The organism is Paraflavisolibacter caeni (assembly GCF_025628885.1).
Lineage (GTDB): Bacteria > Bacteroidota > Bacteroidia > Chitinophagales > Chitinophagaceae > Flavisolibacter > Flavisolibacter caeni.
In genome coordinates, this window is the sequence record NZ_JAOTIF010000004.1 from 1 (window position 1) to 25,810 (window position 25,810).

Annotated in this window: 15 protein-coding genes; 7 read left to right on the plus strand and 8 right to left on the minus strand. The window is 41.9% G+C overall.

Features of this window, described 5'->3' with window-relative positions; all coding sequences use genetic code 11:
* Positions 1–378 (plus strand): hypothetical protein (locus OCK74_RS07690; RefSeq protein ID WP_279296438.1); only part of this gene is annotated, 378 nt, incomplete at its 5' end.
* A 126-nt stretch (positions 379–504) separates the two neighbouring features.
* Here OCK74_RS07690 and OCK74_RS07695 read toward each other — a convergent pair.
* Both OCK74_RS07695 and OCK74_RS07700 read right to left on the minus strand, forming a co-directional pair.
* Positions 505–2,958: an outer membrane beta-barrel protein gene (locus tag OCK74_RS07695; RefSeq protein WP_279296439.1), complete on the minus strand. Its 2,454-nt coding sequence runs from the start codon at positions 2,956–2,958 to the stop codon at positions 505–507.
* A gap of 364 nt (positions 2,959–3,322) precedes the next feature.
* Positions 3,323–4,771 carry an NAD-dependent succinate-semialdehyde dehydrogenase gene (locus OCK74_RS07700; RefSeq protein ID WP_279296440.1) on the minus strand — a complete coding sequence of 483 codons (1,449 nt, stop codon included), beginning with the start codon at positions 4,769–4,771 and terminating at the stop codon, positions 3,323–3,325.
* Between the two features lie 110 nt (positions 4,772–4,881).
* Between OCK74_RS07700 and OCK74_RS07705 the strand changes: the two genes are divergently transcribed.
* The 3 genes from OCK74_RS07705 (at position 4,882) to OCK74_RS07715 (ending at position 9,266) form a co-directional block, all read left to right on the plus strand.
* The gene (locus OCK74_RS07705; RefSeq protein ID WP_279296441.1) at positions 4,882–6,009 is read left to right on the plus strand and encodes a redoxin domain-containing protein; all 1,128 of its coding nucleotides are present in this window, start codon (positions 4,882–4,884) and stop codon (positions 6,007–6,009) included.
* 67 nt (positions 6,010–6,076) lie between these two features.
* Positions 6,077–7,321 (plus strand): thioredoxin family protein, encoded by a 1,245-nt coding sequence (locus OCK74_RS07710; RefSeq protein WP_279296442.1) that lies wholly within the window; start codon positions 6,077–6,079, stop codon positions 7,319–7,321.
* Positions 7,322–7,415: 94 nt separating this feature from the next.
* Positions 7,416–9,266, plus strand: coding sequence for a peptide-N-glycosidase F-related protein (locus OCK74_RS07715; RefSeq protein ID WP_279296443.1), 1,851 nt, complete (start codon positions 7,416–7,418; stop codon positions 9,264–9,266).
* Positions 9,267–9,416: 150 nt separating this feature from the next.
* On the opposite strand, the gene katG is transcribed toward OCK74_RS07715, so the two are convergent.
* Together katG and uraA are read right to left on the minus strand one after the other, a co-directional pair.
* Positions 9,417–11,699, minus strand: coding sequence for a catalase/peroxidase HPI (gene katG / locus OCK74_RS07720; RefSeq protein WP_279296444.1), 2,283 nt, complete (start codon positions 11,697–11,699; stop codon positions 9,417–9,419).
* Between the two features lie 294 nt (positions 11,700–11,993).
* Complete coding sequence (gene uraA / locus OCK74_RS07725; RefSeq protein WP_279296445.1) at positions 11,994–13,286, minus strand: uracil permease; 1,293 nt, start codon at positions 13,284–13,286, stop codon at positions 11,994–11,996.
* Between the two features lie 496 nt (positions 13,287–13,782).
* On the opposite strand from uraA, the gene OCK74_RS07730 reads away from it, so the two are divergent.
* Positions 13,783–15,039: an NRAMP family divalent metal transporter gene (locus tag OCK74_RS07730; RefSeq protein WP_279296446.1), complete on the plus strand. Its 1,257-nt coding sequence runs from the start codon at positions 13,783–13,785 to the stop codon at positions 15,037–15,039.
* A gap of 285 nt (positions 15,040–15,324) precedes the next feature.
* Positions 15,325–17,238, plus strand: a complete 1,914-nt coding sequence (locus OCK74_RS07735) for an AMP-binding protein (protein WP_279296447.1) — start codon at positions 15,325–15,327, stop codon at positions 17,236–17,238.
* A 22-nt stretch (positions 17,239–17,260) separates the two neighbouring features.
* On the opposite strand, the gene OCK74_RS07740 is transcribed toward OCK74_RS07735, so the two are convergent.
* From OCK74_RS07740 to OCK74_RS07755, 4 genes are all read right to left on the minus strand, one after another.
* Positions 17,261–19,729, minus strand: coding sequence for an ABC transporter permease (locus tag OCK74_RS07740; protein ID WP_279296448.1), 2,469 nt, complete (start codon positions 19,727–19,729; stop codon positions 17,261–17,263).
* A 700-nt stretch (positions 19,730–20,429) separates the two neighbouring features.
* Positions 20,430–20,726, minus strand: coding sequence for a type II toxin-antitoxin system death-on-curing family toxin (locus tag OCK74_RS07745; RefSeq protein ID WP_279296449.1), 297 nt, complete (start codon positions 20,724–20,726; stop codon positions 20,430–20,432).
* Positions 20,727–21,085: 359 nt separating this feature from the next.
* Positions 21,086–21,733, minus strand: coding sequence for a hypothetical protein (locus OCK74_RS07750; RefSeq protein WP_279296450.1), 648 nt, complete (start codon positions 21,731–21,733; stop codon positions 21,086–21,088).
* Between the two features lie 54 nt (positions 21,734–21,787).
* The gene (locus tag OCK74_RS07755; protein ID WP_279296451.1) at positions 21,788–22,855 is read right to left on the minus strand and encodes a medium chain dehydrogenase/reductase family protein; all 1,068 of its coding nucleotides are present in this window, start codon (positions 22,853–22,855) and stop codon (positions 21,788–21,790) included.
* Between the two features lie 321 nt (positions 22,856–23,176).
* Between OCK74_RS07755 and OCK74_RS07760 the strand changes: the two genes are divergently transcribed.
* Complete coding sequence (locus OCK74_RS07760) at positions 23,177–25,783, plus strand: MGH1-like glycoside hydrolase domain-containing protein (RefSeq protein ID WP_279296452.1); 2,607 nt, start codon at positions 23,177–23,179, stop codon at positions 25,781–25,783.
* Positions 25,784–25,810 lie beyond the last annotated feature (27 nt).

A 25,810-nucleotide genomic window follows, 5' to 3' on the forward strand; every position in this document is an offset into this window, starting at 1 on the left:
GAGCGGGTCGAAGACAAGGTCTATACCGACAAGACGGCCTCCATTTCGGGGGTGCAGTACCGCTACACCAACTCGGTACCCATTATTGTGGGGGCCAAGTATTACCCCCATACCAATAATGACATGCTGATGCCCTATGTGGGGGCGGGCCTGGGCACGACTTATACCAACCGGGCTACCGACTTTGGGTTGTATCGCATCACCACCAACACCTGGCAGTTTTGCCTGCGGCCGGAGTTGGGGGTAAGGATCAAGGGGCCCTCGGGTATGGATTTGATGGTGGGGGGCAAGTATTATGCGAATTTCAACAATGATGAACTGGATGGGCAGTCCTTTTTGAGCCTTAATGTGGGCTTTATCTTCCACACCGGCCACTGAGGCTGAGGAAGGCGCCTGTCCTTCAAATAGATTCAGGGTGTAATGACAGATAAGCAAATGGCGAGTACAAAGGCCGTGTATGTCTATACATGGCCTTCTTTATTGCCCTACATTATTGATGAATCATCAATTGGCAAGTCTGCCCTGTTCTTCTTCTGATGCGGTTTTACGCTCTCTCTTGGCCGCTAATTTTTGATCACCGAAATTATGAGTGTAGGTTAGTCTGAAATTTCTATTCCAGAATTGAAGCTCACCCCGCACCACCAGGTTTTGCTCTGGTAAATTGGCACTGGGTTTAAATACGGGTGCTCCTGTTATACTATTAAGAGCAAACTTTAAATTGTCCTTGTTATCATTGAACTTTTTCTGAATCCCAAAATCAAAAATTTCAAATGACTTTACTTTATAAATCCCAAAAACGCCTGCTGATTGATAAAATCCCCTCAGTTCTATAAAAAAGTTCTTGGGTAATGTAAAGTTTTGAATAGAACTTATATTGAAACCTTTTTGCCTGATTTGAAATGGCTCGCTTTTATAAACCCCATTCAGTTGTTGAAAGGTTCCAATAATGTTGTTTTGCATATTCCACCATTTGTTGATGGTAATTGGTAATGAAAAAGTCAAAGCAAGAGTTTGTTTATTTCTCTGGTTTTCAGCGGCAAGGGTTTGTTTATTGCTGATAGAATCTATTTTAGGAGTAAAATTGGTAATGGGCCTTGACTCATAAGTGTATGCAATAGAAAAGATCCACTTTTTAAGAAGATAATCGAATTTCAAAGCATCTGAAATAGCAGGTTGTAATGCTGGATTCCCTGAAAAAAAAGTATTGGGATCAACAAAAAGTACAAAAGGCGCTAGGTTCCAGAAGGAAGGCCTTGTAATTCTTCGGCTGTATGAAAAATTAAGCGCGTTTTTATCATCTAACTTTTGTGATAGGAAGAAACTGGGAAATAATTTTCCATAATGCCTGTCTACAATATCTTTTTCAGTAGCAGAGTTTAGGTTGGAATTAGTATACTCATAACGCAAGCCGATCTTTGCATTTGTTTTATCACTCAAACTCACACTGAACGTAGTATATGCTGCACTTATATTTTCTTTTAAATCGTAGATAGCGGTTAGGCTTTCGTCTTTAACCCAGTTATTATCTACAGTTTTCTCAACATTCACATCATTGGTGAATTTAGAAAATGTACCTTTTATACCAGCATCCATGCTTATTTTCTTGCTCCATTTCTTTGTATAGTCTGCAGTACCTACCCAGAACCTTAAAGGCGTATATTTATCACTCTTTGCCTTTTCTGTAAATAAATAATTCCATAATTCATCAAAATACGTATTTACATAATCTGATGGATTCCGGTCTTTGGTATATATGTAATCAAGATTGACAGTAAATTTATCGTCTGCATTGATGCTATGCTGTACATTCATGTTAGCCGTATAGTTCTGTAGTGGATGGGACTCTATATTTGCAATTTGAATAATCGTATCCAACTTTTGATTTAACGATATATAACTGTTGTTATCTGATTCCACATACCATTTATTATAGTTTCCAGTAATTAAGCCACCAATTACCGTTTTCTTGGAAGCATAATAATCCAGTCCAATCCTGCCATTGACATTTGATATTTTAGCTTCCCGGTCTGTTGTTATTTTACTTTCAATGATATTGCCACTATTGGAAACTTTACGGTAGAAATCCATACTTTGTACAATATTGCTGACCGCAGCAGAGCCATCGCCATATAAGTTCCATTTGGCTTTCCGGTGATTGAAGTTGATGCTGCCGGAAGATAACAATCCTTTACCATAGCCTCCCATCAACGTATATGTGCCATTAGTGCCGAATTGTGTATTGGTCTTCAATACAATATTGATGTAGCCCGCATTGCCTTCTGCATCAAAATTGGCAGGTGGTGTGGTGATCAGTTCAATCTTTTCAATATTACTCGACGACATACCAGCCAGCATTTGTACAATAGTGGCCATAGGCATGCGGCTGATCCTTCCATTGATCATGAACACGACTCCATCCTTACCGTTAAGGGAAATGGAATTATTTTGGTAATCAACAATCACACCCGGGGAACGGGCCAGGACATCTAATGCGGTGCTGCCTGATGAGGTAATGCTTGCAGCAACGTTGATCACCATCCGATCCATCTTTTGTTCGTATAAAGGCACTTTTGTAGAAACCGTTACTCCTGAAAGTTGCACTTCTTTTTCTGTTAATTTTAAAGCAGTTACATTGAACTCAGTTTTTGTGCTTTCTATTGTAAAATGAGGCGTGTACACTTGTTTATAACCTGAAAAGGTTGAGGAGATCAGGTACACACCAGGTTTGATATTATCAAAAGAGTAACGACCGTTTTTTGGAGTGATAAATCCCTTAACAAGGGATGAATCTTTGGAGTTGAGCAATAAAACACTGGCATTGAATATGGGTAGTCCATTCCCATCAATTACTTGTCCATTAATTTTCGTCTGGGCAAACCCGTTGATGAATAATAAATGAAGCAGCAGCAATAAACAAGTGCACCTGGCTCTTGTATGATCGGCAGTGGTTTGTTGCATATCCGTATCATTTTAAATTGTGGTAATGCTATTGACACAACCACAAAAACTCCATAAAGCACAAGGTATATGCAATTTTTACAGGAAAGGATTACTTTAAATTTACAAACATTTAGTATGCTGCCAATGTTATTTGTGATGGACGGGCAAGGTTCAGAATCTGATTTAACCCTTCATTATTCTATTTGTTTGTAAGTGGAATAATGTATAAACAAGAGCCTGTTTAATTACAAAGAATTCATACTTCAAACTTTTGCCCATGTAACTAAGCTTTAATGACAAGCGCCTATTAAGCATTGTTGTACACTTTCAATACGGTTTCCCTTAATGGTGAAGCTGCATCTAAGCATGTAAATTCCAATATTTATGACTTGACCCCACCATAACACAGGTATTTGATCTCCATAAAATAATCCATTCCATATTTTGATCCTTCTCTTCCAAAGCCGGATTCCTTCATTCCTCCGAACGGTGCCACTTCTGTAGAAATAATACCTTCATTGATGCCCACCATACCGTATTCTAAAGCTTCTGCCACGCGCCAGCAGCGGTTGACATCCTTGCTGTAGAAATAGGAGGCAAGACCATATTCTGTATCATTGGCCATCTGGATCGCTTCTTCTTCTGTATGAAAACGGAAAATAGGAGCCACAGGGCCGAACACTTCTTCACGTGCTATGATCATTTCCTGGGTAGCGTTGGCAAGCACTGTTGGTTGAAAGAACAATCCTCCTGTACCTTTTCCACCGGTAGTGATGATGGCACCCTTATCTACTGCATCCTTGATAAACTCTTTTACTTTATTCAACCCTTTTTCATTGATCAACGGCCCAACCTGTACATCCTTGTCAAGCACATTACCTGACTTTAAGCCCTGTACAGCTTGTGTAAACTTATCGACAAACTCATCATATACCTTGTCCTGTACCAGTATCCGGTTCACGCATACGCAAGTCTGTCCGTTATGACGATACTTCGATATCAGTGCACCTTTTACAGCCGCATCAATATCTGCGTCATCAAATACAATGAAAGGCGCATTCCCACCTAACTCAAGGGAAAGTTTCTTTAATGTTGGAGCCGATTGGCTCATTAATATTTTTCCTACAGGTGTAGAACCTGTAAAAGAAAGTTTACGGACTTTTTTGTTTTCACAAAATTCTTTACCGACTTCGCTGCTGTTCGTAGAGGTTACTGTATTATAAACACCAGGAGGAAATCCTGCATTTTCTGCCAGGTAAGATATAGCCAATCCTGTAAGTGGTGTTTCAGAAGGTGGTTTCACGATAACAGGACTGCCTGCCGCCAGGGCGGGACCAACCTTACGCGTGATCATTGCCAAAGGAAAGTTCCAGGGAGTAATCGCTGCAGCCACACCCACCGATTGTTTGATCACCACAAGGCGCCTGTCTCTTGTATGTTGGGGGATAACGTCTCCATAAGCCCGTTTGGCCTCTTCTGCAAACCATTCAATAAAAGAAGCACCATATGTCACCTCTCCCAGGCTTTCTGTCATCACTTTCCCTGATTCAATTGTCATAAGGTAAGCAAGTTCATCCTTATTTTCCATCATCAGGTTAAACCAGTTGCGCATGATACCTGCCCGCTCCTTGCCCGTCATATCTCTATAAGCCGGCCAGGCAGCATCAGCTGCATCAATGGCCTTCTGTACATCACTGCGGTCCATATCAGGTATCGCCGCAATGATCTCGCCTGTTGCCGGGTTAGTAACATCAAAAGTTTTCCCACTAGCTGCACCAACCCACTTGCCGTTAATATATGCCTGTGTTTTTAGAAGACCTTTTAATTCCATAGTTTTAAAATTACATCTTCACCTTCAATTGCAAAAAAAGCATCACTATATGTCAAAATTGTAGTTGTTTGTAACTGGCATAAAAATAACCTTTCGCTAAGAATAAACATATGAAAAGAAATTTAATTGCTCTTGCATTATTAGCGCCCTGCGCCTTGATTGCTCAACAAAAAGAATTCTCCATTAAAGGGAAAATAGGAAAGGTAAATGCACCAGCGACGGCATACCTTACCTATCGCCAGGCAAATAGCAGTGTTACAGATTCTTCGGCTGTTACCAACGGTGTATTTGAATTCAAGGGTGCTATTGATGAACCGGTACAAGGAGTGATTACTTTAAATTACCTGGGGACCGGAACCAAAGGAAAGCTTGTGCATAGGCGGCCTTTTTACCTGGAAGCCACCCGTATCAAAATAAATAGTAAAGACTCGCTCACCACTGCTAAGATATCTGGTAAGATCAATGTCGATAATGAAAAGCTTACACAGGCATTAAAACCTTCCTCAGACAAGATGGCCGCCTTCATGGCTGATTATTTCGCCCTGCCACCCGATAAGCAGAAGGACTCATCAGTAAGAGCTGTATTGGACAAGAAGTATAACGCTATTGATGAAGAGCAGAAAGCAGCTTATGTAGGTTTTATTAAATCACATCCGAACACAATCGTCAGTTTGGATGCCTTAAAAAGGTTTGGTGGAGCAACTCCGGATATTGCAGTCGTTGCTCCTTTATTTGAGTCTTTCTCAGAGTCTGTGAAAAACAGTACTGCAGGAAAAGAATATGCAGTACTGCTTGATAAATTGAACGCCACTTCAATTGGCTCGATGGCTCCTGAATTTACGCAGAATGATCCTTCTGGAAATATGGTAAAATTATCCAGCTTCCGGGGCAAATACTTGCTGGTGGACTTTTGGGCATCGTGGTGCGGTCCTTGCAGGGTTGAAAATCCCAATGTCGTTAAAGCCTATGCGAAGTATCATGAAAAGGGATTTGAAATTTTGGGTGTTTCCCTCGACAATGAGAAGGGAAAAGAGAATTGGATAAAAGCCATTGAGAAGGATGGGTTAAAATGGCCGCAGGTTTCTGATTTGAAATACTGGAACAATGAAGTTGCGCAGCTTTATGCCATTAGATCCATTCCTCAAAATTTTCTGTTGGATCCAACCGGTAAAATCATTGCGAAGAACCTAAGAGGTGAAGCATTGGAAAAGAAACTGGCCGAGTTATTTCAGTTGTAGCATTCCATCTGTATGATATCATATTAATGTGCAGCCTTTACTTAATCACCATTAAATTTTAGTTTAAATGGACCTTAATAGAATTAAAGCTATTCCTGTTATATTATTGGGAATGGCTTGTAGTCCTTTTATGTTGCATGCTCAGGGTATTGAGTTTATGCATGACCTGGATGCCGCGCTGGTAAAAGCAAAAGCGGAAAATAAGATTGTGTTTATAGATTTTTATACTTCCTGGTGTGGTCCGTGTAAGACCATGTCTAATGAAGTATTTCCTTTGGAAAAAGTAGGCAGCTTTTACAACAAGCAATTCATTAGCTGTAAGGTTCAGTGTGATGATAATGGAGTAGGGGTAGAGCTTGGAAAGAAATATCAGGTCAACGCTTATCCTACGTTGATGTATCTTGATAAAAACGGAGAGCTCCTTCATTCTGCTGCAGGGTCTTCTTCAGCCGAACAATTTATAGAATTGGGTAAAATTGCACTGAATCCTGATCGCAACCTGTTTTCACTGATTAAAGAATGGAACGCCGGAAATAGGCAAGAGGAATTTGTCTCCAAATATTTCAAGGCATTGAAAACAGCTTACCGGGGCGAAAAACTAAATAATGATTTTGCTATTTACTTCAATGATCTGACAGATAAAGACAAATCTAAAAAAAGTACGTTCGAATTGACTCAATATGTAAAGCCAGTGCCTTTCTCACCGGTATTTACCTATATCGAGGAAAACCGGAAGAAATATGACAAGTCCGTTGGCCGCGCGCAAATCGATAAATATATAGCCGATTCCTATCTGTGGTACCTGAAGAACATGATCCAGCCAAAGAATCTGAAAGAATATTACAGCGCAAAGGCCAGGTTTAAAGCTAAAAACTATCCCTTTTACGAAGAGTTTGATATGTTTTATAGTGCCTTTGAGGTCATGGACAGCACTGGCCATATTGACGTCAACGAATACATGAAACGAGGGGATGCTTTTTTGAAAAAATACGGTAAGAACAATGATAGTTATACCATTGCACTAACAAGCTTGTTGGGCAACTGTGTCGGCAAAGCTGACGAGGGAGTGGCAGGAATCAAATGGATGGAAGACCTTTTACAAAGAAAACGTGATCCTAAGTATCTGGATACTTATTTTTATATACTTTGGAGAAATTTCCACTTTGACCAGGCCCTTGAAATTGCAAAAGAGATACGAGCCAATGCCATCAGTACCAATCAATCAACCAAAACGATCGATTCACAGGTCGCTATGATTCAGGAATACAGGGAAAAACTGGCAAAAAGAGCAGCGGAAAATAAAAGTAAATAAAATACAAATAGAAGATATGTTACAACGTTTTTGCCTGCTATGTGTTCTGATGCTCTGTTTTAATATCCACAATGCTTTGGCTCAATCACCCGTTATGGATCATGTAATAACACATAACCGGGTAACCATAGTTACCGATCCTTCAAAAGGTGAAAATTCTTACAAACAATGGGGTGTTTTTCCAAAGGATAGTAAAAAGATTCGCTCCGTAAAGATGCTGTTGACATTGGGTTCACCGGATTCAATTCCTACTGCACATTGGGACTATTGCGATAATATCAATATTAGAAGAGTCAAAAGTAAAGACAGTGCAGACAAGCATATAGAAATTGGAAGAATGTTAACGCCTTATGGAAGTATTTACCGTAAAGGATGGCAATGGCAATGGGAAGTAGATGTTACTGATTTTAAGTCTTTATTACAAGATAGTGTAGAAATAGAATATTTACATACCGGCTACGAACCTGTATCGGTTGGATGGGCTTTAACCCTTGATTTTGCCATTACTTACGGACCTGAAATTGTAAAGCCGATGGGTATGATTCCTTTGTGGAATGATAAATATAAATATGGCGATGACAAACAGCCCATCACCGCTTCTTTATTACCTGTTCAATATACTGTTCCCCAAGGCGCTGCTATCAATCGTATCAGGATTCAGCATACCGGGCACGGTGCCGATCAACCTCGCCAGTGTAGCGAATTTTGCACTCGCTGGCGCAAGATAATGATCGATCAAAATGTGGTAGACCAAAGGAATCTCTGGAAAGATTGCAGCGTAAATCCTTTATATCCTCAAGGGGGTACATGGATTTACAGCAGGGCATACTGGTGCCCCGGCGATTTGCAACAGCCCGATGTTATTGATGTTCCCATTCAGGCAGGAAAACATGAAGCATCTGTTTTTATGCAACCCTATACGGCAACGGGAAATATCCAGGCTTATGAACATATAGGCTCTTATCTGTTTTTTTATGCTGCTCCTCAACAGAAATATGATGCTGCGATAGAAGAAATTTGGGCACCTACTAATAAACAGCAATATGCCAGGTTAAACCCCGCAATAGACCAAGCAAAAATCCTGGTTCGTAATGTAGGCAGCAATAATTTGACTTCATTGCAGATTGAGTACGGAACAGTTGGTTTTGCAAAAAAACGTTATATCTGGAAAGGTAATTTAACTTTTAATCAAACTGCATTGGTTGTATTACCCGGAGAAATTTATGCCAGGCCCGGAGAGAATAAATTTTCAGTTACCATCAGCAAACCTAATGGTAAAGCAGATGCATGGACTGGCGACAACAGTATGACCAGCAGTTTTATGGCACCAAAACAATTCCCGCAACAAATGATTGTGCAATATAAAACCAATAATAACCCGCAGGACAATACGATTTTGTTGATAAATGCTTCCGGCGATACATTGTTTAAAAAACTGCCAGCTGATGTAAAACCCAGTACAATTTATGCAGACACTTTACAATTAAAAGAAGGAAAATATGCGTTGATTTTACAGGATACTGCTGGTGATGGCTTACAGTTTTGGGCCAATCCGCGACAAGGCGATGGCTATTTAAGGTTAACTGATATGAATGGAAATTTAGTACACATAGTAGAAAGCGATTGTGGCAAAGGCGAAACAACTTTCATAGATGCATCCGCTCAATATAAATTAGATACCAGCAAAATCGTCGGAGCATTTTCTATGTATCCAAGACGTACAAGAGACAAGATTGATTTGGATGTTCTGTTAAGTAAAGCTGCAAAGCTTACTGTTAAAATAACAGTTGATGGTATATTGCAACAGCTGCACGAATATGAATCAGTAAAGCAGGGCATTTTTACGTATAGTATCGCATCCTTACCTCCGGGAAGATATATAGTAGACGTATATGCAAACGATGAAAGGATGTTTACCGGAAGAGTAAACAAGGAAAGCAGGTAGTTTGTCAGCCCGGAACTGTCGCAGCCGTAGTGAAATAGTGAAATGACAACATATTTGTGGTTGAAAGGCATCTGTCTAATTTCTTGATGACATAAAACAAAAGGCAGTGGAACTCGCTGCCTTTTGTTTCAACTTTTACTTTTTGCCAGCCTACTTCTTTTTAACATCAAACCGATCTAAATTCATCACTTTATCCCAAGCAGTCACAAAATCTATTACAAATTTTTCCTTTGCATCGTCACTGCCATACACTTCGGCAACGGCTCTGAGTTCGGAGTTGGAACCAAATACCAAGTCGGCACGGGTAGCGGTCCATTTCGGCTGGCCTGTTTTCCGGTCTGTACCGAGATACATTTCCTTGTCTTCGCCCATTGCTTTCCAGGCGGTGTTCATGTCCAGCAGGTTTATCAAATAGTCATTAGTCAATACACCTGGCCTATCGGTAAATATGCCATGCTTTGAGCCATCATAATTGGTATCCAGGGCACGCATACCCGAAATTAAGACCGTTAACTCTGGCACCGTAAGCATTAATAGTTGCGCCTTGTCAATCAACATGGCTTCGGTGGAGGCAAAGGCATGAAATTTACGGTAGTTTCTAAAGCCGTCAGCCATTGGCTCCAGGTATTTAATGGATTCCACATCGGTCTGCTCCTGCGAAGCGTCCATGCGGCCTGGAGTGAAAGGCACAGCAATGTCAAAACCGGCATCCTTAGCCGCCTTTTCTACAGCAGCACATCCTGCTAGCACAATTAAATCGGCAAGGGATACTTTCTTGCCCCCTTCGGCTGCTTCGTTAAATTCTTTCTGAATGCCTTCCAACACTGATAAAGCCTTCGCCAATTGAATGGGGTTGTTCACCTGCCAGTCTTTTTGCGGCGCCAGGCGGATACGGGCACCATTGGCACCGCCACGCTTGTCTGAACCTCGGAAAGTAGAAGCAGACGCCCAGGCAGTGGATACCCATTCGGAAATACTCAATCCTGTACTAAAAATTTTTTCTTTCAATGTGGCTATATCATTTTCATCCACCAACGGATGGTCTACTGCCGGGATGGGATCCTGCCAGATCAGTTCCTCATCCGGCACTTCCGGTCCCAGATAGCGGGCTCTCGGTCCCATATCGCGGTGGGTGAGCTTAAACCAGGCACGGGCAAATGCATCGGCAAAGGCTTCGGGGTCTGCTAAAAATCGCCTTGAAATCTTTTCAAACTCCGGATCCAGCCTTAACGACAAATCGGTCGTCAGCATGGTGGGGCGGTGCTTTTTGGAAGGATCGTGTGCATCGGGAATAATGTTGCCGGCATCTTTGGCTACCCATTGGTGGGCGCCACCGGGGCTTTTGGTCAACTCCCATTCAAATTCAAACAAATTTTCAAAGAAGTTGTTGTCCCATTTTGTGGGCGTTCTGGTCCAGGTTACTTCCAAACCACTGGTAATGGTATCGGCACCTTTACCTGAGCCAAAGCTGTTGGCCCAGCCAAAGCCCTGCAGTTCTAAGCCGGCCGCTTCGGGTTCTTTGCCTACATGGTCGGAGGAGGCCGCGCCGTGTGTCTTGCCAAACGTATGACCACCGGCAATCAGGGCTACGGTTTCTTCATCATTCATTGCCATACGGCCAAAGGTGACGCGGATGTCACGCGCTGCCACAATTGGATCGGGATTGCCGTCCGGTCCTTCGGGATTCACATAAATCAAACCCATGTGTGCCGCAGCCAACGGCTCTTCCAGGTTGCGGGAGTGAAAGCTACCAGCGGCGTTTTCATCAGACGACAACACACCGTGCTCAGCCACCACACCTTCTACGCCTTTCGAATAGCGGTCTTCATTGCCCAGCCAGGTATTTTCAGAACCCCAATACACATCTTCGGCAGGTTCCCATACATCGGGACGGCCACCGGCAAAACCAAAAGTTTTGAAGCCCATGCTTTCAAGGGCTACATTACCCGCAAGGATCATCAAGTCGGCCCACGAAATATTTTTACCGTACTTCTGTTTGATGGGCCACAGCAACCGGCGGGCTTTATCAAGGCTTACATTGTCTGGCCAGCTGTTGAGGGGTGCAAAACGCTGCAGGCCCATGCCGCCACCTCCACGGCCGTCAAATACACGGTAAGTGCCGGCACTATGCCAGGCCATGCGTATGAAAAGAGGACCATAATGGCCAAAATCGGCTGGCCACCAATCCTGTGAGTCGGTCATAAGTGCATGCAGGTCGGCTTTCAGTGCTTCATAATCGAGGCTTTCAAATGCTTCTTCATAATCAAAATCCTTATTCATCGGGTTCGATAAGGAAGAATGCTGGCGCAGGATGCCCACATTTAGTTTATCGGGCCACCAGTCGCGATTTCTGGTACCTTCTCCGGCAACGGCTTGCTTCATAGCTCCGTTGTGAAAAGGGCATTTGCTGATGTCTTGCGAATTTTTGTCCATAATTTTTTTATTATTTAATTCGGAGGGATACAGCTACTACAGTACCTGGATGAAATGTAGTGATATTGCAAAATAAGTACAATTGGCAAATAGCTGAAATCAGTTAATTCTATGATTCAATAGTTTAAATCTATAACTTTTGGATCACTTGAAAACATAATAACGAGGCAACATCCGAGAGGAAGTGGAGCAGGAACTGGGATTTTCGGTCTCGGATGATTATCTGTGGGGACTAATAAAACGTCTTCAGTGGAAAAAGAAAGTCCCACGTCCTAAGCATTTCGGTTACAAATGCTAAGATTCTTTATTCAGCAATCCCAAATTGTCGAACAGCCAAAATATCAACGAAAGCACCACACCGACTATTGCAGCAAGCGCCATTCCTTTCAATTCAACGGTTCCAATTTGGATGCCTGCGCCGCTGATGCCCGCAACGAAAGTGAGCGCGCCAAGCACCATATTGCGGTTGCGACTGAAATCAACTTTTTGTTCAACATACATTCTAAAACCCTGAACGGCTATTACGCCATACAACAACATGGTGATGCCGCCCATAACCGGCGTAGGAATGGTTGAAATAGCTGCTGACACTTTGCCAATCATGGAAAACGCAATGGCCAGTAGAGCCGCGCCGCCAATAACCCAAACGGAATACACACGGGTAATAGCCATTACCCCGATGTTCTCGCCATAAGTTGTATTGGGCGGAGAACCCACTAAACCCGATACAATATTGCTAATTCCGTCGCCCAGTAAGGACCGATGCAATCCGGGCTTTTTCATCAGGTCGTTTTCGGTAATCTTTCCTGTTACAATCAAGTGACTGATATGTTCCGCCAGCACTACAATGCAGGCAGGAGCAATGATCACAATTGCATTCAAATCAAAAACAGGCGCGCCGAATTTCGGCAATGCAAACCAGGCAGCTTCGCTGATTTTGGCGGTATCCACCATGTTCATGCCCAGCGCAAGAAGATAACCTGCAATCACGGCGGTAAGAATAGGGATCACTTTCATAAAACCTCTGAACATGACAATACCGATAATGCCCACAGCTAACGTAAACATGGATACAATCAACGTATTGGTATCAGGCGTAAAGGCGGCAACCACCTTTCCTGCATCGGTTGGCCAGGGAGCCAAACCTGCTTGCCGGACAGCAACGGGTGCCAGTTCCAAACCGATAATGGCCACCACGGCACCCATTACGGCAGGCGGCATCACTACATCAATCCAACGAATGCCCCACAGCTTTACAACAAAAGATATCAGCACAAAAAATATCCCGAAAAAGATAAATCCTGATTGGGCATGGGCAAGTCCGCCGCCCGAACTGATGATTAAACTTGCCGGCGCGATAAATGCGAAACTTGAACCCAGGTAGGCGGGAATGCCGCCTCTTGTAACCAGGATATAAATCAGTGTGCCGATTCCATTCATCAACAATGCAATCGCGGGGTCAACACCTATCAGTATCGGAACCAGAATGGTTGCTCCGAACATTGCAGTGAGGTGTTGAAAACTTAGCGGTAAACTTTCTAAAAGCGGTAGTTTTTCATTAATACCGATAACTCGTTTTGTTGCCATTCATAGAGTGTTGAAAATTAAATAATAAAGTGTCCAATATTTTTTCTTTCGTTTATTCATTCACACTAAACACAGGAGGGCCGAATTTGCCGCCAAAGAGCAGAATGCACAAAGGTAACTGCGGTTCACCAGGTTTTAAGGTCTCTATCGACCGGGTCGGCAAGTAGCGCGTCAAACCCTTGCAATTCCCCGGCCTTCATTCGGGCAGCTACTGTGTCCTTCTCCAATCTGCCTGGATGTTACAGGGTAGATAATCTACGTCAGTATTGCAGCGATAATTTTAAAAGGGACACTATTAAGATATAACTTATTGTTCTTTATGAATAAGAAAAACTCTGTTGTAATAACTTTACTGGTAGCCTTAACTTTTACAATTACAAATATTTACTGGCTGTTTCATAAAAACTTAAATCCGCAACCCTTTAATGATTAATATAATAACCGGATTATTTCTTTTACTAATAATTGTCGTAGCTATAAGCAATAGAAAATAAAAATGAAAGAAAGAAGAACAATATCGTTTAAACGTTTCTGGTCTAAACTTGGGCCCGGATTAATTACCGGTGCAAGTGATGATGACCCATCGGGCATTGCAACCTATTCGCAGGCCGGAGCAAAATTTGGCTTGTCTTTTTTGTGGACGGCTATCCTTACCTATCCGTTAATGATATCTATCCAGAAAATGTGTGCTCGCATTGGACTTGTTACTTCTCTCGGCTTGACTGGGATTGTCAAAAGAAATTATCCTAAGCCAATATTATGGCTGCTGGTCTTATTTAGTTTTCCAGCAATTACGCTCAACATTGGAGCAGATATTGCCGGGATGGGTGCGGTAGCTAACATGATTGTTCCTCAAATTCCAACTTTTGCCTTTTCTTTTATATTTACTATTGTTATTGTTGTATTGGTTATCTGGCTACCTTACTACAAAATAGCTTCAACTTTAAAATGGTTATGCCTGGTTTTGTTCTGCTACCTGATAGTTCCGTTTATTTCAAAACCTGGCTTTGTAGATGTGATCCTTCATACATTCATTCCACAGTTCAAATTTGATAAAGATTTTCTTTTGGTATTGGTAGGAATTCTTGGAACTACTATTTCACCATATTTATTTTTTTGGCAAACTGCTATGGAAGTCGAAGAAAAGAATCATCGAAAACTGATAGTTGACAAGACTATTATTCACGATATGGAAGTGGATGTGAATTCCGGCATATTCTTTTCAAATCTTGTATTCTACTTTATCATCCTTACAACCGGCTCTGTCTTATTCAATGCAGGTTTGCATAAGATTGATACTGTTGATCAGGCAGCCCTGGCATTACGGCCACTTACCGGTGAACTTTCTTATACACTGTTTACGATAGGAGTAATCGGTACAGGTTTTCTTGCTGTTCCGGTACTCGCCGGATCACTTTCTTATATTATTTCTGAAACATTTAGCTGGCAGGAAGGGCTTGACAAAAAATTTCATGAAGCGCATGGGTTTTATATTGTGCTGATCATCTCGATGGGTATTGCTCTCCTTATCAATCTTACCGGAGTAAGCCCGGTACAAGCATTAATTTATACAGCGGTTCTGTATGGCATAACAGCACCTGTACTCATTGCCATTATACTCCACGTTTGCAATAATAAAGAAGTGATGGGGAGTTATACAAATAGCCGGCTATCCAATTTCATAGGGTTCACAACACTTATTTTGATGACAGCGGCCGCAGTGTTATTAATTTATTTACAGTTCAAAAATTAAATCATGTTCCAGGCACAAGTGAGTGATAAAGACGTACTTTCTTTCCGCTGGGTTTTAACATGCTCTATCAGCAGTGGAACTTTTATTGACTGAACCGACACCGGCCTTTGCTTTTGTAGGATTTCGTCAACAGCTTCAGGCACTCTTCACAACAACGAACCTTTAACTGCCGGGCAGTTTGTAATTCACGTTCCAATGGCTGATCATCCTGCTTTCGTAATTTTATATAGAATTCCGTCACCTTTTTTCTTCCATTTTATTAACCTTAAGTAACTTTTGCCATCCATGAACTATAAAGAGTTTTATCAATACAGCATTGATGAGAAAGAAAAATTCTGGGCAGAGCAGGCACGCATGCTTAAATGGTTTAAAGAGCCTTTAAACATTTTAAGTAAAAATGAAAAAGGTTTTTATCGCTGGTTTTCTGATGGTGAAATGAATACTTGTTATCTGTGTCTTGATTTCCAAATAGAACAGGGGAGAGGTGAGCAAACAGCATTGATATACGACTCCCCAGTTACTGGTATAATAAAAAAATACACTTACTCAGAATTACAAAATGCAGTTGCGAAATTTGCTGGTGGCCTAAATAGTCTTGGAATTACCAAAGGCGATACAGTGGTAATATATATGCCTGTAATACCCGAGGCCGCAATTGCCATGCTGGCATGTGCAAGGATCGGGGCCATTCATTCTGTTGTATTTGGAGGTTTTGCCCCGCGTGAATTAAGTATTCGCATTGATGATGCCCAGCCTAAAGTGATCATCTCTGCATCATTCGGAATTGAGATTGACAAGGTGATCCCATACAAACCACTTGTTGATGAGGCAATCAAACAGGCACAACATAAACCTGCTTATAAAATTTATTTCCAGCGCCACCCGGACTATGATGTTTTAAACGGGAAAGATGAACTTGATTTTACAAATGTGCTGGAGAGTGGTATTGCAGCCAATTATGTTCCATTACTATCAACTGATCCTTTATATATTCTTTATACTTCAGGCACCACTGGAAAGCCAAAAGGCATAATAAGGGATAATGGGGGCCATGCTACTGCTCTAAAATTCAGCATGACCTATTTCTATAATATTGATCCCGGTGATGTGTTCTGGGCAGCGAGTGATATAGGTTGGGCTGTAGGTCACTCCTATATGATATATGCTCCGCTGCTTCAGGGGTGCACCAGCATTATGTATGAAGGTAAACCTGTGAAAACACCTGATGCCGGTGCCTTCTGGCGTGTGATAGAACAACATAAAGTAAGAAGTCTATTTACGGCTCCCACTGCCATTCGTGCCATAAAGAAAGAAGATCCCCAGGGAAAATTATTGAAGCTTTATGATCTCAGCCATTTTGATACGTTGTTTCTTGCGGGCGAACGTTGTGATCCGCCCACTTATTACTGGATGAAAGACTTGTTGCAGCGCCCTGTAATTGACCACTGGTGGCAAACGGAAAGCGGATGGCCTATGCTGGGCATCATGACAGGCATTGAACAATTGCCAGCCAAAGCCGGTTCAGCAGGAATGCCTGTTTGCGGATTCGATGTACAAATTCTTTCTGAAGACGGTCATCAAGTGGAAGAAAACCGAGAAGGAACGGTGGTAGTAAAATTACCGATGCCTCCAGGTTGTTTACTCACACTATGGAATAATGATGAACGATTCATAAAGGGATACCTCGAGCGTTTTCCTGGTTATTATTTAACGGGTGATGGTGGTCATAAAGACCCTGATGGATATTTCTCCATCATGGGTCGCATTGATGATGTGATCAATGTTTCAGGTCATCGCTTAAGCACGGGAGCAATGGAAGAACTGGTAGCCATGCATGCTTCTGTGGCCGAATGTGCTGTAGTAGGAATTGCGGATGAGTTACGGGGGCAACGTCCTGTTGCATTGGTTTTACTAAAGGATGGCACAACCATAGAAGAAAAAAAGCTGGAAGAAGAACTCGTAAGTATAATCAAGGAAAGAATTGGTGCACTCGCTTGTTTTAAAAATGCAGCCATCGTAAAAAGATTACCCAAAACACGTTCCGGCAAAATTCTTCGTAAAATCATCTGCAATATTGCAGACGGTGTTGAATACGCAGTACCTTCTACAATCGATGATCCGCTAATTCTTACCGAGATATCAGAAAAATTAAAAGAGCGCAAAATTGGTCTGGCATTTCAGCAGGATAGTAGTGCTTAAAAGGCCGGAGGCTTCCTGTCACCTACTCAGTATGTATAGAGGCAACAGGGTTAGCTAGTGCTGCACTCACGCTTTGTATACTACTAGTGATCAAAGCAATAAACAGTAACAGTAATGGCGGCAATACAAACATTACCCAGTTTAGCTTAATATGAAATGCATAATTCTGAAGCCATATGTTCGATACAAAATAAAAAATAGGAATGGCGATGACAGAAGCAATGAGCACCAGTTTTACAAAGTCTTTTGAAAGTAAAACCAATATGCTATAAACAGAAGCTCCAAGCACTTTGCGTATGCCTATTTCTTTTATGCGCAGTCTGCTTACAAAACTGCTCAAACCCAAAAGGCCAAGACAAGCAACAAAAATTGCGAGTATGGTGAACAAACTAAACACCTTCCCAAACCGCTGATCTCCCTGGTATTGCATGTTGAAAAAATCATCTAAAAAAAAGTACTCAAAAACATTGGCTGTAAAAATGCCTTTATATACAGCTTCAATAGAAGCAATATTCTGAGACAGATTTTTTGTTTCCACACGAATAGATATATAATTCCAATTGTTCCCGGATGGACGGAGATAAATGATCGGGTCGTAAACTTCCTTCAAAGATCTTTGATGATAGTTTTTTACCACACCAACTATTTCTCCCTTGTTCTCTCCATTTCCATAGCTGAATATAACGGGCTGATGGATGGCTGCTTCATTACTTTCAAAGCCTAGAGCCCTAACCACTTCTTCATTCACCATAATTTTGGGATATTGTGTTGGCGCAAAAAAGCTGGCAGTATCGGTTGGCAAAAATTTTCTGCCTGCGATCAGGTTCATTTCATAAGTGTCCAAAAAGTTTTCATCTGTTTCCTGGATAAATGTAATGAAGTTATGGGTCTTGTCGACACTGGCTTTTCTGATCGAATTCCTGCCAATAATTAATTTGCCTGGAATTTCAGAAGAACCACTTACCCCGGTTACAGACGGATTTTTAAGCAACTCATTTTTTAGGGCCACAATCCTGGAGCCAAAGGATGAGTCTGAACTAACAGGTGCCTTGACTACTACTATTTGATCTTTATTATAACCCAATTGCTGGCTTCGCATAAAGGATAATTGTTTATATACGACAATAGTTCCAGCTATGAGAAGAACAGACAAAATAAACTGGAGAGTCACCAGCGCTTTTCTTAAAAAAATCCCTTTTACTGATTGAGAAAACTTTCCTTTTAACACTAGGGCAGGTTTATAACGAACCAGGACAAATGCAGGATAAGCGCCTACAAGAAATGCTCCTGTAATAAACAAGGCTACAACGATGGCCCAGAACTTTGGTTGTTGTAATAATCCAGACGAGATAAACTCTTGGCTTATATTTTTACCTATGAAATTGCTGAAAAAAGGAAAACAGCATAATACAATGAGGGCTGCTATAAAAATGGCCATCAGGTTAAGGATAAAAGACTCAGAAATAAACTGTGTAATTAATTGTGCTTGTGATGCGCCTATTACCTTTCGCAACCCTACTTCTTTTACACGTTCCATTGATTTTGCTGTTGACAGATTAACATAATTGATCCAACCAACTAAGAGAATCAAGACGCCAATGATGGAAAGGAAATAAATGTCTTTTTCACTACCATTGGATTCTGCCTCTTTCATGAGGTGTGACTTGAGATGTATATCAGTAACCTTTTGTAAGTGCAACTGGCAACCAAAATTTAACTGCGCCATCGTTGGCCCCAGGTATTTATTGACAAAGGCAGGAAGTTTTGTTTCCAGTTTTCTTATATCAACACCGGGTTTTAATAAAACATAGTTATAGTATTCAGGCCAGGTCCAGTTATCATAACCGAAGTTCTCTCCCAATGTTTTAAAAGAAACAAGCATATTGAATTTGATATGGGAATTTTCAGGGACTTCTTTTATAATACCAGTTACTTTAAGAGGTAACTGTTGGTTGATAAATAGTGTTTTGCCTATAGGATTTTCGTTTCCAAAATATTTTGCGGCGGTGTTTTGGGATATAACTACTGTGTTCCCATCTGACAGCGCAGTTTTATGGTTACCTGTGATAAGCGGAAAGGAAAACAGTCTAAGAAAGGAGTCGTCAACAATGAGAATTTTATCTTCATTGAAAGTAACAGGATTTGCTTTATTGTTTGTGTACGATACAACTACACCGCCGAACAAGGAAGTATTTACTGCCCTGGTAAAATCAATCACCTCCGGAAAATTATTCTTCATAGCAGGCCCTACTGCCGGATGGTTAGAGGCCATAGGGGGTAGGTTGGAAAAGCTCCCTGAGTAGCTGATAGTAACTCTATATAAGTTGGCTGCATTCTTATGAAAACGGTCATAGCTCGATTCGAAGTTTACATAAAGAAAGACAAAAAAACATGCGGCCATTCCTATGGCAAGCCCAAGTATATTTACTGCCGAAAAAACTTTGTTTTTCAACAGGTTGCGCACAGCAATAGTGAGATAATTTCTAAACATAAAAGCATGTTTTAAGGCAGTAAAAGAAAGAGCTCAATGAGGTGCAGCTAAAAATCAACAAATGAGATACCACCAACTTATCTAGCTGATATTCAGACCTTGTCAAATTGATACCGGTTAAGCACTGTGCGATTTTGATACAGCAACTGTACGGATATTATACATTGTTGATATCAGGATGCTACTATTTCGAATTTTCTCTGTGTCTCCTCTTCCCAGCTCTGTGTGTAAAGTTTCCGTTTCCTTTCCCTTCCAACTCAACAGCACTTCAATACCATAAATCATCACAATGTATTGTAAACCTACAGCTAAGTGCAAAGTAGCATCCGGTTAGCAAATATTGATAATATGTCCTTTTATTTATTCTTGAAGGATACTCTCTAATATACTTATTTGCTGTTCTAGTGCCTGACCAAGCCCCACTGATTTGTGTCTTGAAAATTGTGGTTCTGTTATGCGAGCCAGGTTTATGGCCCGCCTTGCATGTTCTTTTGCTTCAGACGTTTTATTTAAGGAATTACAGACCAAGGATGCCAATTGGTAGAAATAGAACAATTGGTCATTGAGCGTTAGTTCACTTTCTGGAAAAGCGCTAATGAGTTGGTAGGCTTCTAACGATGCATCTTTACTTGCAAGGTTCAATAAGGCGTCGGCCAATTTTAGTTCAGCCCTTCTGTATGTCCTATGGATGTAGGGAGTATCAAAGTGGCTGATTACTAACCTGAAATAATGCTCGGCCATTATCCAGTAACAAAAGTCTCATAAGCACATAACCTGTCCTTTTATTTCCATCAATAAAGGGGTGCTTATTTATTAAACTTTCTATCAGAGCGGCAGCTTTTTCAATGACTGTAATATACAAATCGCTGCCTTCAAAGGTTTGAAAGGGTCTTGAAAGAGCTGACATCAAACCTCCTTGATCTCTGATCCCCTTTGTACCACCAAAACTATCTATTAGAATATTGTGAATTTTTTCAGCCTGAATTAATGTAATCATTGAGCCAGTCTTGAAAGTAACTCTTTGTCTTCTGAAAGAATTTTATGAAGATGATCCTGGTCCAAATCCTTTAGATTCTTTTGTTCCAAGTTCTTCAAAAAAGCTAAAAGCTCCTTCAGTGCAGTATCTGAGAGATGATCTAGCACCCGGTTTATTTCAAGTTTTAACTGATCTTTTGACATAAAAAAGAAAAACAAGTTACTAATTTTATTTTTGAGGATTATAGAATGGTGTATAACAGACCAGATGCCTCCCAAAATATCAGCCATCCCTATTCCTTTCCCAGTACATCCGCCTGTTAACTATTTGCATTTAAAGCACCAAATTACTACTTAGCTATAATTATAGACCTCCAATCGCTACATCCCATCTTCTTCAACCCGCGCAAATGTTTCTTCTTCACTAAAACCATCCCGCCTTACAAACTTTTTGAATTGTCGCCTTGACAAAGCAAAGTGCTTAGCCATTGTATCATTAGTTGTCTCTGTTATTGCTTTTAACTTCTGAATATCATCTATGTCAGAAATGCTGCCAACGGACAACACACCATTTTGAAGGGATAACTTATTTACCTCCCAGGCATTGTCACCATAGTATTTGTTCAGAAAATAGTATCCTTTGAATTTCTTAATAACATTCCTAGTTGTTACACTAAATAAAGTGTCTGTCCAATTTGCATGAAAAATAATGGAGTCGTCTGTTACAACAACCTTTTCCTTTGTTCCATCTGTTTGATCAACAACTGTGTCACCTACCAACTTGTAGGAAGATCCAATATTGTCTTTATGTTCTTTGACATCAAAATCGTACTGTCTTGTGATTAGTTGATCTGTTATGGTGATTACGGATGCCTGGTTAGCGCTTATATATTTCCCCTGTAAGCGTCTGGGAAAAGATGTCAACGATTTTACATCGGCAGGCTGAGGTTTATCAAATGTTGCGGCAGGTTCACAACCAAGAAGCAAAAAAGCGGTAATGAAGAGGCTTGCAGCTACAAACTTTTTCATAACAAGTCTTTCTCTTTAATATCGAAAAAGGGAGAAAGGTAACCGCAGCCATTGTTATGCTCTTCCTGGTTCAGGGGATGCTTCGTTACACACAAGCACGATCTTGCCTGTCACACCTCCCTTCCCAAGTAATTCCTGTGCTTGTCTGGCCTCGGCAAGAGGCATGCGCTGCGAAATGAGCGGCTTGATCTTTTGTTGTAGAAGGAGGTCAAACAAAGTGCTTAAATCTTGTCTGAAGAATTCCGGTTTCAGGCGTTCAAGCCACTGTATGCTGTAGGGGACCACTCGTTTCCGTCCAGGGAGCAGCCAGCTAACAGCGATGTACCACGCAAAGATGGCGATGGCACGAAAGCGTTGACGACGACCTGGACTACCTAAAGTCGATCGCCCCCCACGTAGTGATCCTGTAAGACCATAAGCCACGACCTTTCCTCCGCGACGAAGCGCTTTGCGGGAAAGCCAGGTGTGGGTGCCTCCGATGCTTTCAAACACAGCATCTACACCATCGCCTGTAAGCCTCTGAATTTCTTTAACGAAGTCTTGACTCTTGTAATCAATGGGGATACCGCCCATATTGGAAACAGTCGATGCATCCCGCGCTGAACAGGTGCCGTACATCTCTAGGCCCGCGAGACGCCCAAGCTGCAAGAGTGCCGTGCCCACCCCGCCTGCTGCGCCATGGATCAACACGCGCTGGCCGGGTTTGACCTTTGCGGAACGATGCAACATCTGGTACGCTGTGATGTAGTTTAACACAAGGCTGACAGCCTCGGAAGGGTCCAGGCCGGGTGGCACCGGGACCAGTTTACGTGGTGGCAGGCAGACAAACTCCGCATAGGCACCAAAGATGGGTAGGGCAGCAACTAGCTGGCCTGGTTCTATTCCTAAGACACCATCACCGAGCCGGTCTACCACGCCAACCAAATCCCATCCTGGCGTGAAGGGCAGCCGGGGCGTCTCGGGATGAAAACCCTCGCGCATCATGATGTCTGGTAAGGAAACTCCTGCAGTAAGTACTTTCACGCGCACTTCACCCGGCTTTGGTTCAGGACATTCTTCCTCAACCACCCGAAGTTCATCGGGCCCGCCGTAGTGGTACACGATGATGCGCGTATGTTTCATAGATCTATTCCTCCTATACCGGGCATTGGGACTTGATTCTGGGGCCTCGGTAATTGTGGTGACAAGGATATTTATTACCATCTTGTCCTTATCTAATTTAATTGAAAAAACTGAAACTAGAAAGAATAATTTAATAGCTAATATTAACGGCAGGGGAGAGACGAAGGCATTTCATCCTAGCGCCTCTTATTCGTATCTTAGCTATAATAGTAAACACCATAATCCGGCTGTGGCAACCAGTATATTTTCCAAAATAATAATCATGCATCAAAATGCTGAACACTTTTTTGGGAACGTCTATTCATAAATGTGAAATCCATAATGATGACGATTGAACAGGAAAGAATGAAACTGGCAAATTGGAAAAAATGGGGGCCATATGTCAGTGACCGGCAGTGGGGGACGGTGCGTGAAGATTACAGTGCTAACGGCGATGCCTGGAATTATACGACACATGATATGGCTCGAAGCAAAGCTTACCGCTGGGGCGAGGAAGGCATTGCTGGTATTTGTGATGACGAACAGCTATTGTGTTTTGCATTATCCCTATGGAATAAAAAAGATCCTGTTCTGAAAGAGCGCTATTTTGGCTTAACCAATACGGAAGGCAATCATGGCGAGGATGTTAAGGAGCTCTATTATTACCTGGACAATACGCCTACGCATTCATACATGAAAATGTTGTATAAATATTCTCAAGCTCTTTTTCCTTATACCCAGCTCCTTGAAGAAAATCACCGCAGAACCAGGCAACACCCTGAATTTGAAATCGTAGACACAGGCGTTTTTGATGACGATCATTATTTTGATATTGTAGTAGAATATGCTAAACAATCGCCACAACATATTTTAATCCGGATTTCCATCTATAACTGGTCAAACGGAGAGCAAGCCATCAACCTACTGCCCACCTTTTGGTTCCGGAACACCTGGGCCTGGGGGTATGATACTTACAAGCCCCAATTAGCTTCCAGTCGTGCTGGGGCCATTGAAGCTGATCATCAGGCTTTGGGGCAATATTATCTTCATGGTGAAGGCTTGCCTGGATCATTGTTCTGCGACAATGAAACCAATACCGTTCGCTTGTATGGGCATCATGGAAACACCGGGTATTATAAAGATGGCATTAACGATTATTTGATCCATGGTTCCGCAAGCGTTAATCCGGCAAAGAGAGGTACCAAAGCTGCCTTCAATTACGACCTGGCCATCCCTGCCGGTGAACATATTGTTGTTCGCTTGTCGCTGTCACAGGATCCGGATTACGCATTTGAAAACTTTGACAACATCTTCACCCAAAGAAAGAACGAAGCCGATGCCTTTTATCAGGAAGTTTTAAAAGGTGAAAGAAATCCGGATGTGATCAATATCAAAAGGCAGGCACTGTCGGGCCTGTTGTGGAACAAGCAATTTTATTATTATGATGTGCACCAGTGGCTCAAGGGAGATCCTGGGCAACCTCCGCCTCCTCCGCATCGATTGCAATTACGCAATGTTGATTGGAAACACCTGCACAGTAAAGAAATTCTTTCGATGCCGGATAAGTGGGAGTTTCCCTGGTTTGCCTCCTGGGATATGGCTTTTCACTGTTATACCTTGGCCATGATAGATATGGAATTTGCCAAAAGTCAATTATTGTACCTGGCAACGGAGTGGTACATGCACCCCAATGGACAACTGCCGGCCTATGAGTGGAACTTCAGTGATTGCAACCCGCCAATTCATGCAATGGCCACCTGGGAAATTTACAAAGCTGAAAAGGAAGCCAATCAAGGCAAAGGGGATGTATTGTTTTTGGAAAAAGTTTTTCATAAACTCATGCTCAATTTTAACTGGTGGGTGAATAGGAGAGATGCAAAGGGTAATAATATTTTCGAAGGAGGTTTTTTAGGGCTGGACAATATTGGCGTGATTGACAGGAGCAGCCCATTGCCTAACGGTGAATACCTGCAACAATCAGATGCCACTGGTTGGATGGCCATGTATGCACTGAACCTGCTTCGTATTGCCCACGAGCTTTTATGGCATAATCCCGCATATACCGAAATAACGTCGAAGTATTTTGAACATTTTTTGTACATCGCCGGTGCCATGAATGGTGTAGAAGAAAATTTATGGGATGATGTAGACAACTTTTATTACGACCAGTTGTCCTTGCCCGGTAACCTGTCTGTACCACTAAAGGTCAGAAGTCTTGTGGGGTTGATTCCGCTTTTTGTAGTAGAAACTGTAGCGGACAGTGAGATCAAGCAAGATGAATTTTTTGAAAAGCGCAGAAAATGGTTTGAGGAAAACCGGCCTGACTTAGCCAGCCTTGTTGCACACTGGAATACAGTAAATAAAAATGGCACTCATCTCTTCAGCCTGATGCGGGGCTTCAGGATGAAGAGGACCCTGGAACGTTTATTGGACGAAAATGAATTTCTAAGTGATTACGGTATTCGTTCCCTTTCTAAATTCCATTTAGAGCATCCTTATCAATTCAACGGAGACGAAAAAACGTCCACGATAAAATACATACCTGGTGAAAGCGACAATAATATGTTCGGCGGCAACAGTAACTGGCGGGGACCTATATGGCTACCGATGAATTGGCTGGTTATTGAAAGCTTAAGGCGATATTATATTTTTTATGGTGATGACTTTAAAGTGGAATGCCCGACCGGGTCGGGCAGATTGATGACTTTAAACGAAGTGGCTGATGAATTAAGCCGTCGTGTATTCCGGATCTTTGAGCGAAACAGCAATGGTATGCGTCCGGTATTTGGCAATTCGGAAAAAATGCAAAAAGATGAACACTTTAAAGATTACCTTCTTTTCCACGAATACTTTCACGGCGAAAGCGGCAAAGGGCTGGGCGCCTCGCACCAAACTGGGTGGACAGCTTTAATTGCTACTTTCTATATACAATCTCAATCAAATATGTAGCAGCCTTTTCCTATGCACGTAAAATAC

Bases quoted from the DNA above. Each gene is read 5' to 3' on its own strand.
- OCK74_RS07695 (WP_279296439.1), bottom strand. From the start codon at position 2,958: ATGCAACAAACCACTGCCGATCATACAAGAGCCAGGTGCACTTGTTTA.
- OCK74_RS07700 (WP_279296440.1), bottom strand. From the start codon at position 4,771: ATGGAATTAAAAGGTCTTCTAAAAACACAGGCATATATTAACGGCAAG.
- OCK74_RS07705 (WP_279296441.1), top strand. From the start codon at position 4,882: ATGAAAAGAAATTTAATTGCTCTTGCATTATTAGCGCCCTGCGCCTTG.
- OCK74_RS07710 (WP_279296442.1), top strand. From the start codon at position 6,077: ATGGACCTTAATAGAATTAAAGCTATTCCTGTTATATTATTGGGAATG.
- OCK74_RS07715 (WP_279296443.1), top strand. From the start codon at position 7,416: ATGGATCATGTAATAACACATAACCGGGTAACCATAGTTACCGATCCT.
- katG (WP_279296444.1), bottom strand. From the start codon at position 11,699: ATGGACAAAAATTCGCAAGACATCAGCAAATGCCCTTTTCACAACGGA.
- uraA (WP_279296445.1), bottom strand. From the start codon at position 13,286: ATGGCAACAAAACGAGTTATCGGTATTAATGAAAAACTACCGCTTTTA.
- OCK74_RS07730 (WP_279296446.1), top strand. From the start codon at position 13,783: ATGAAAGAAAGAAGAACAATATCGTTTAAACGTTTCTGGTCTAAACTT.
- OCK74_RS07735 (WP_279296447.1), top strand. From the start codon at position 15,325: ATGAACTATAAAGAGTTTTATCAATACAGCATTGATGAGAAAGAAAAA.
- OCK74_RS07740 (WP_279296448.1), bottom strand. From the start codon at position 19,729: ATGTTTAGAAATTATCTCACTATTGCTGTGCGCAACCTGTTGAAAAAC.
- OCK74_RS07745 (WP_279296449.1), bottom strand. From the start codon at position 20,726: ATGATTACATTAATTCAGGCTGAAAAAATTCACAATATTCTAATAGAT.
- OCK74_RS07750 (WP_279296450.1), bottom strand. From the start codon at position 21,733: ATGAAAAAGTTTGTAGCTGCAAGCCTCTTCATTACCGCTTTTTTGCTT.
- OCK74_RS07755 (WP_279296451.1), bottom strand. From the start codon at position 22,855: ATGAAACATACGCGCATCATCGTGTACCACTACGGCGGGCCCGATGAA.
- OCK74_RS07760 (WP_279296452.1), top strand. From the start codon at position 23,177: ATGATGACGATTGAACAGGAAAGAATGAAACTGGCAAATTGGAAAAAA.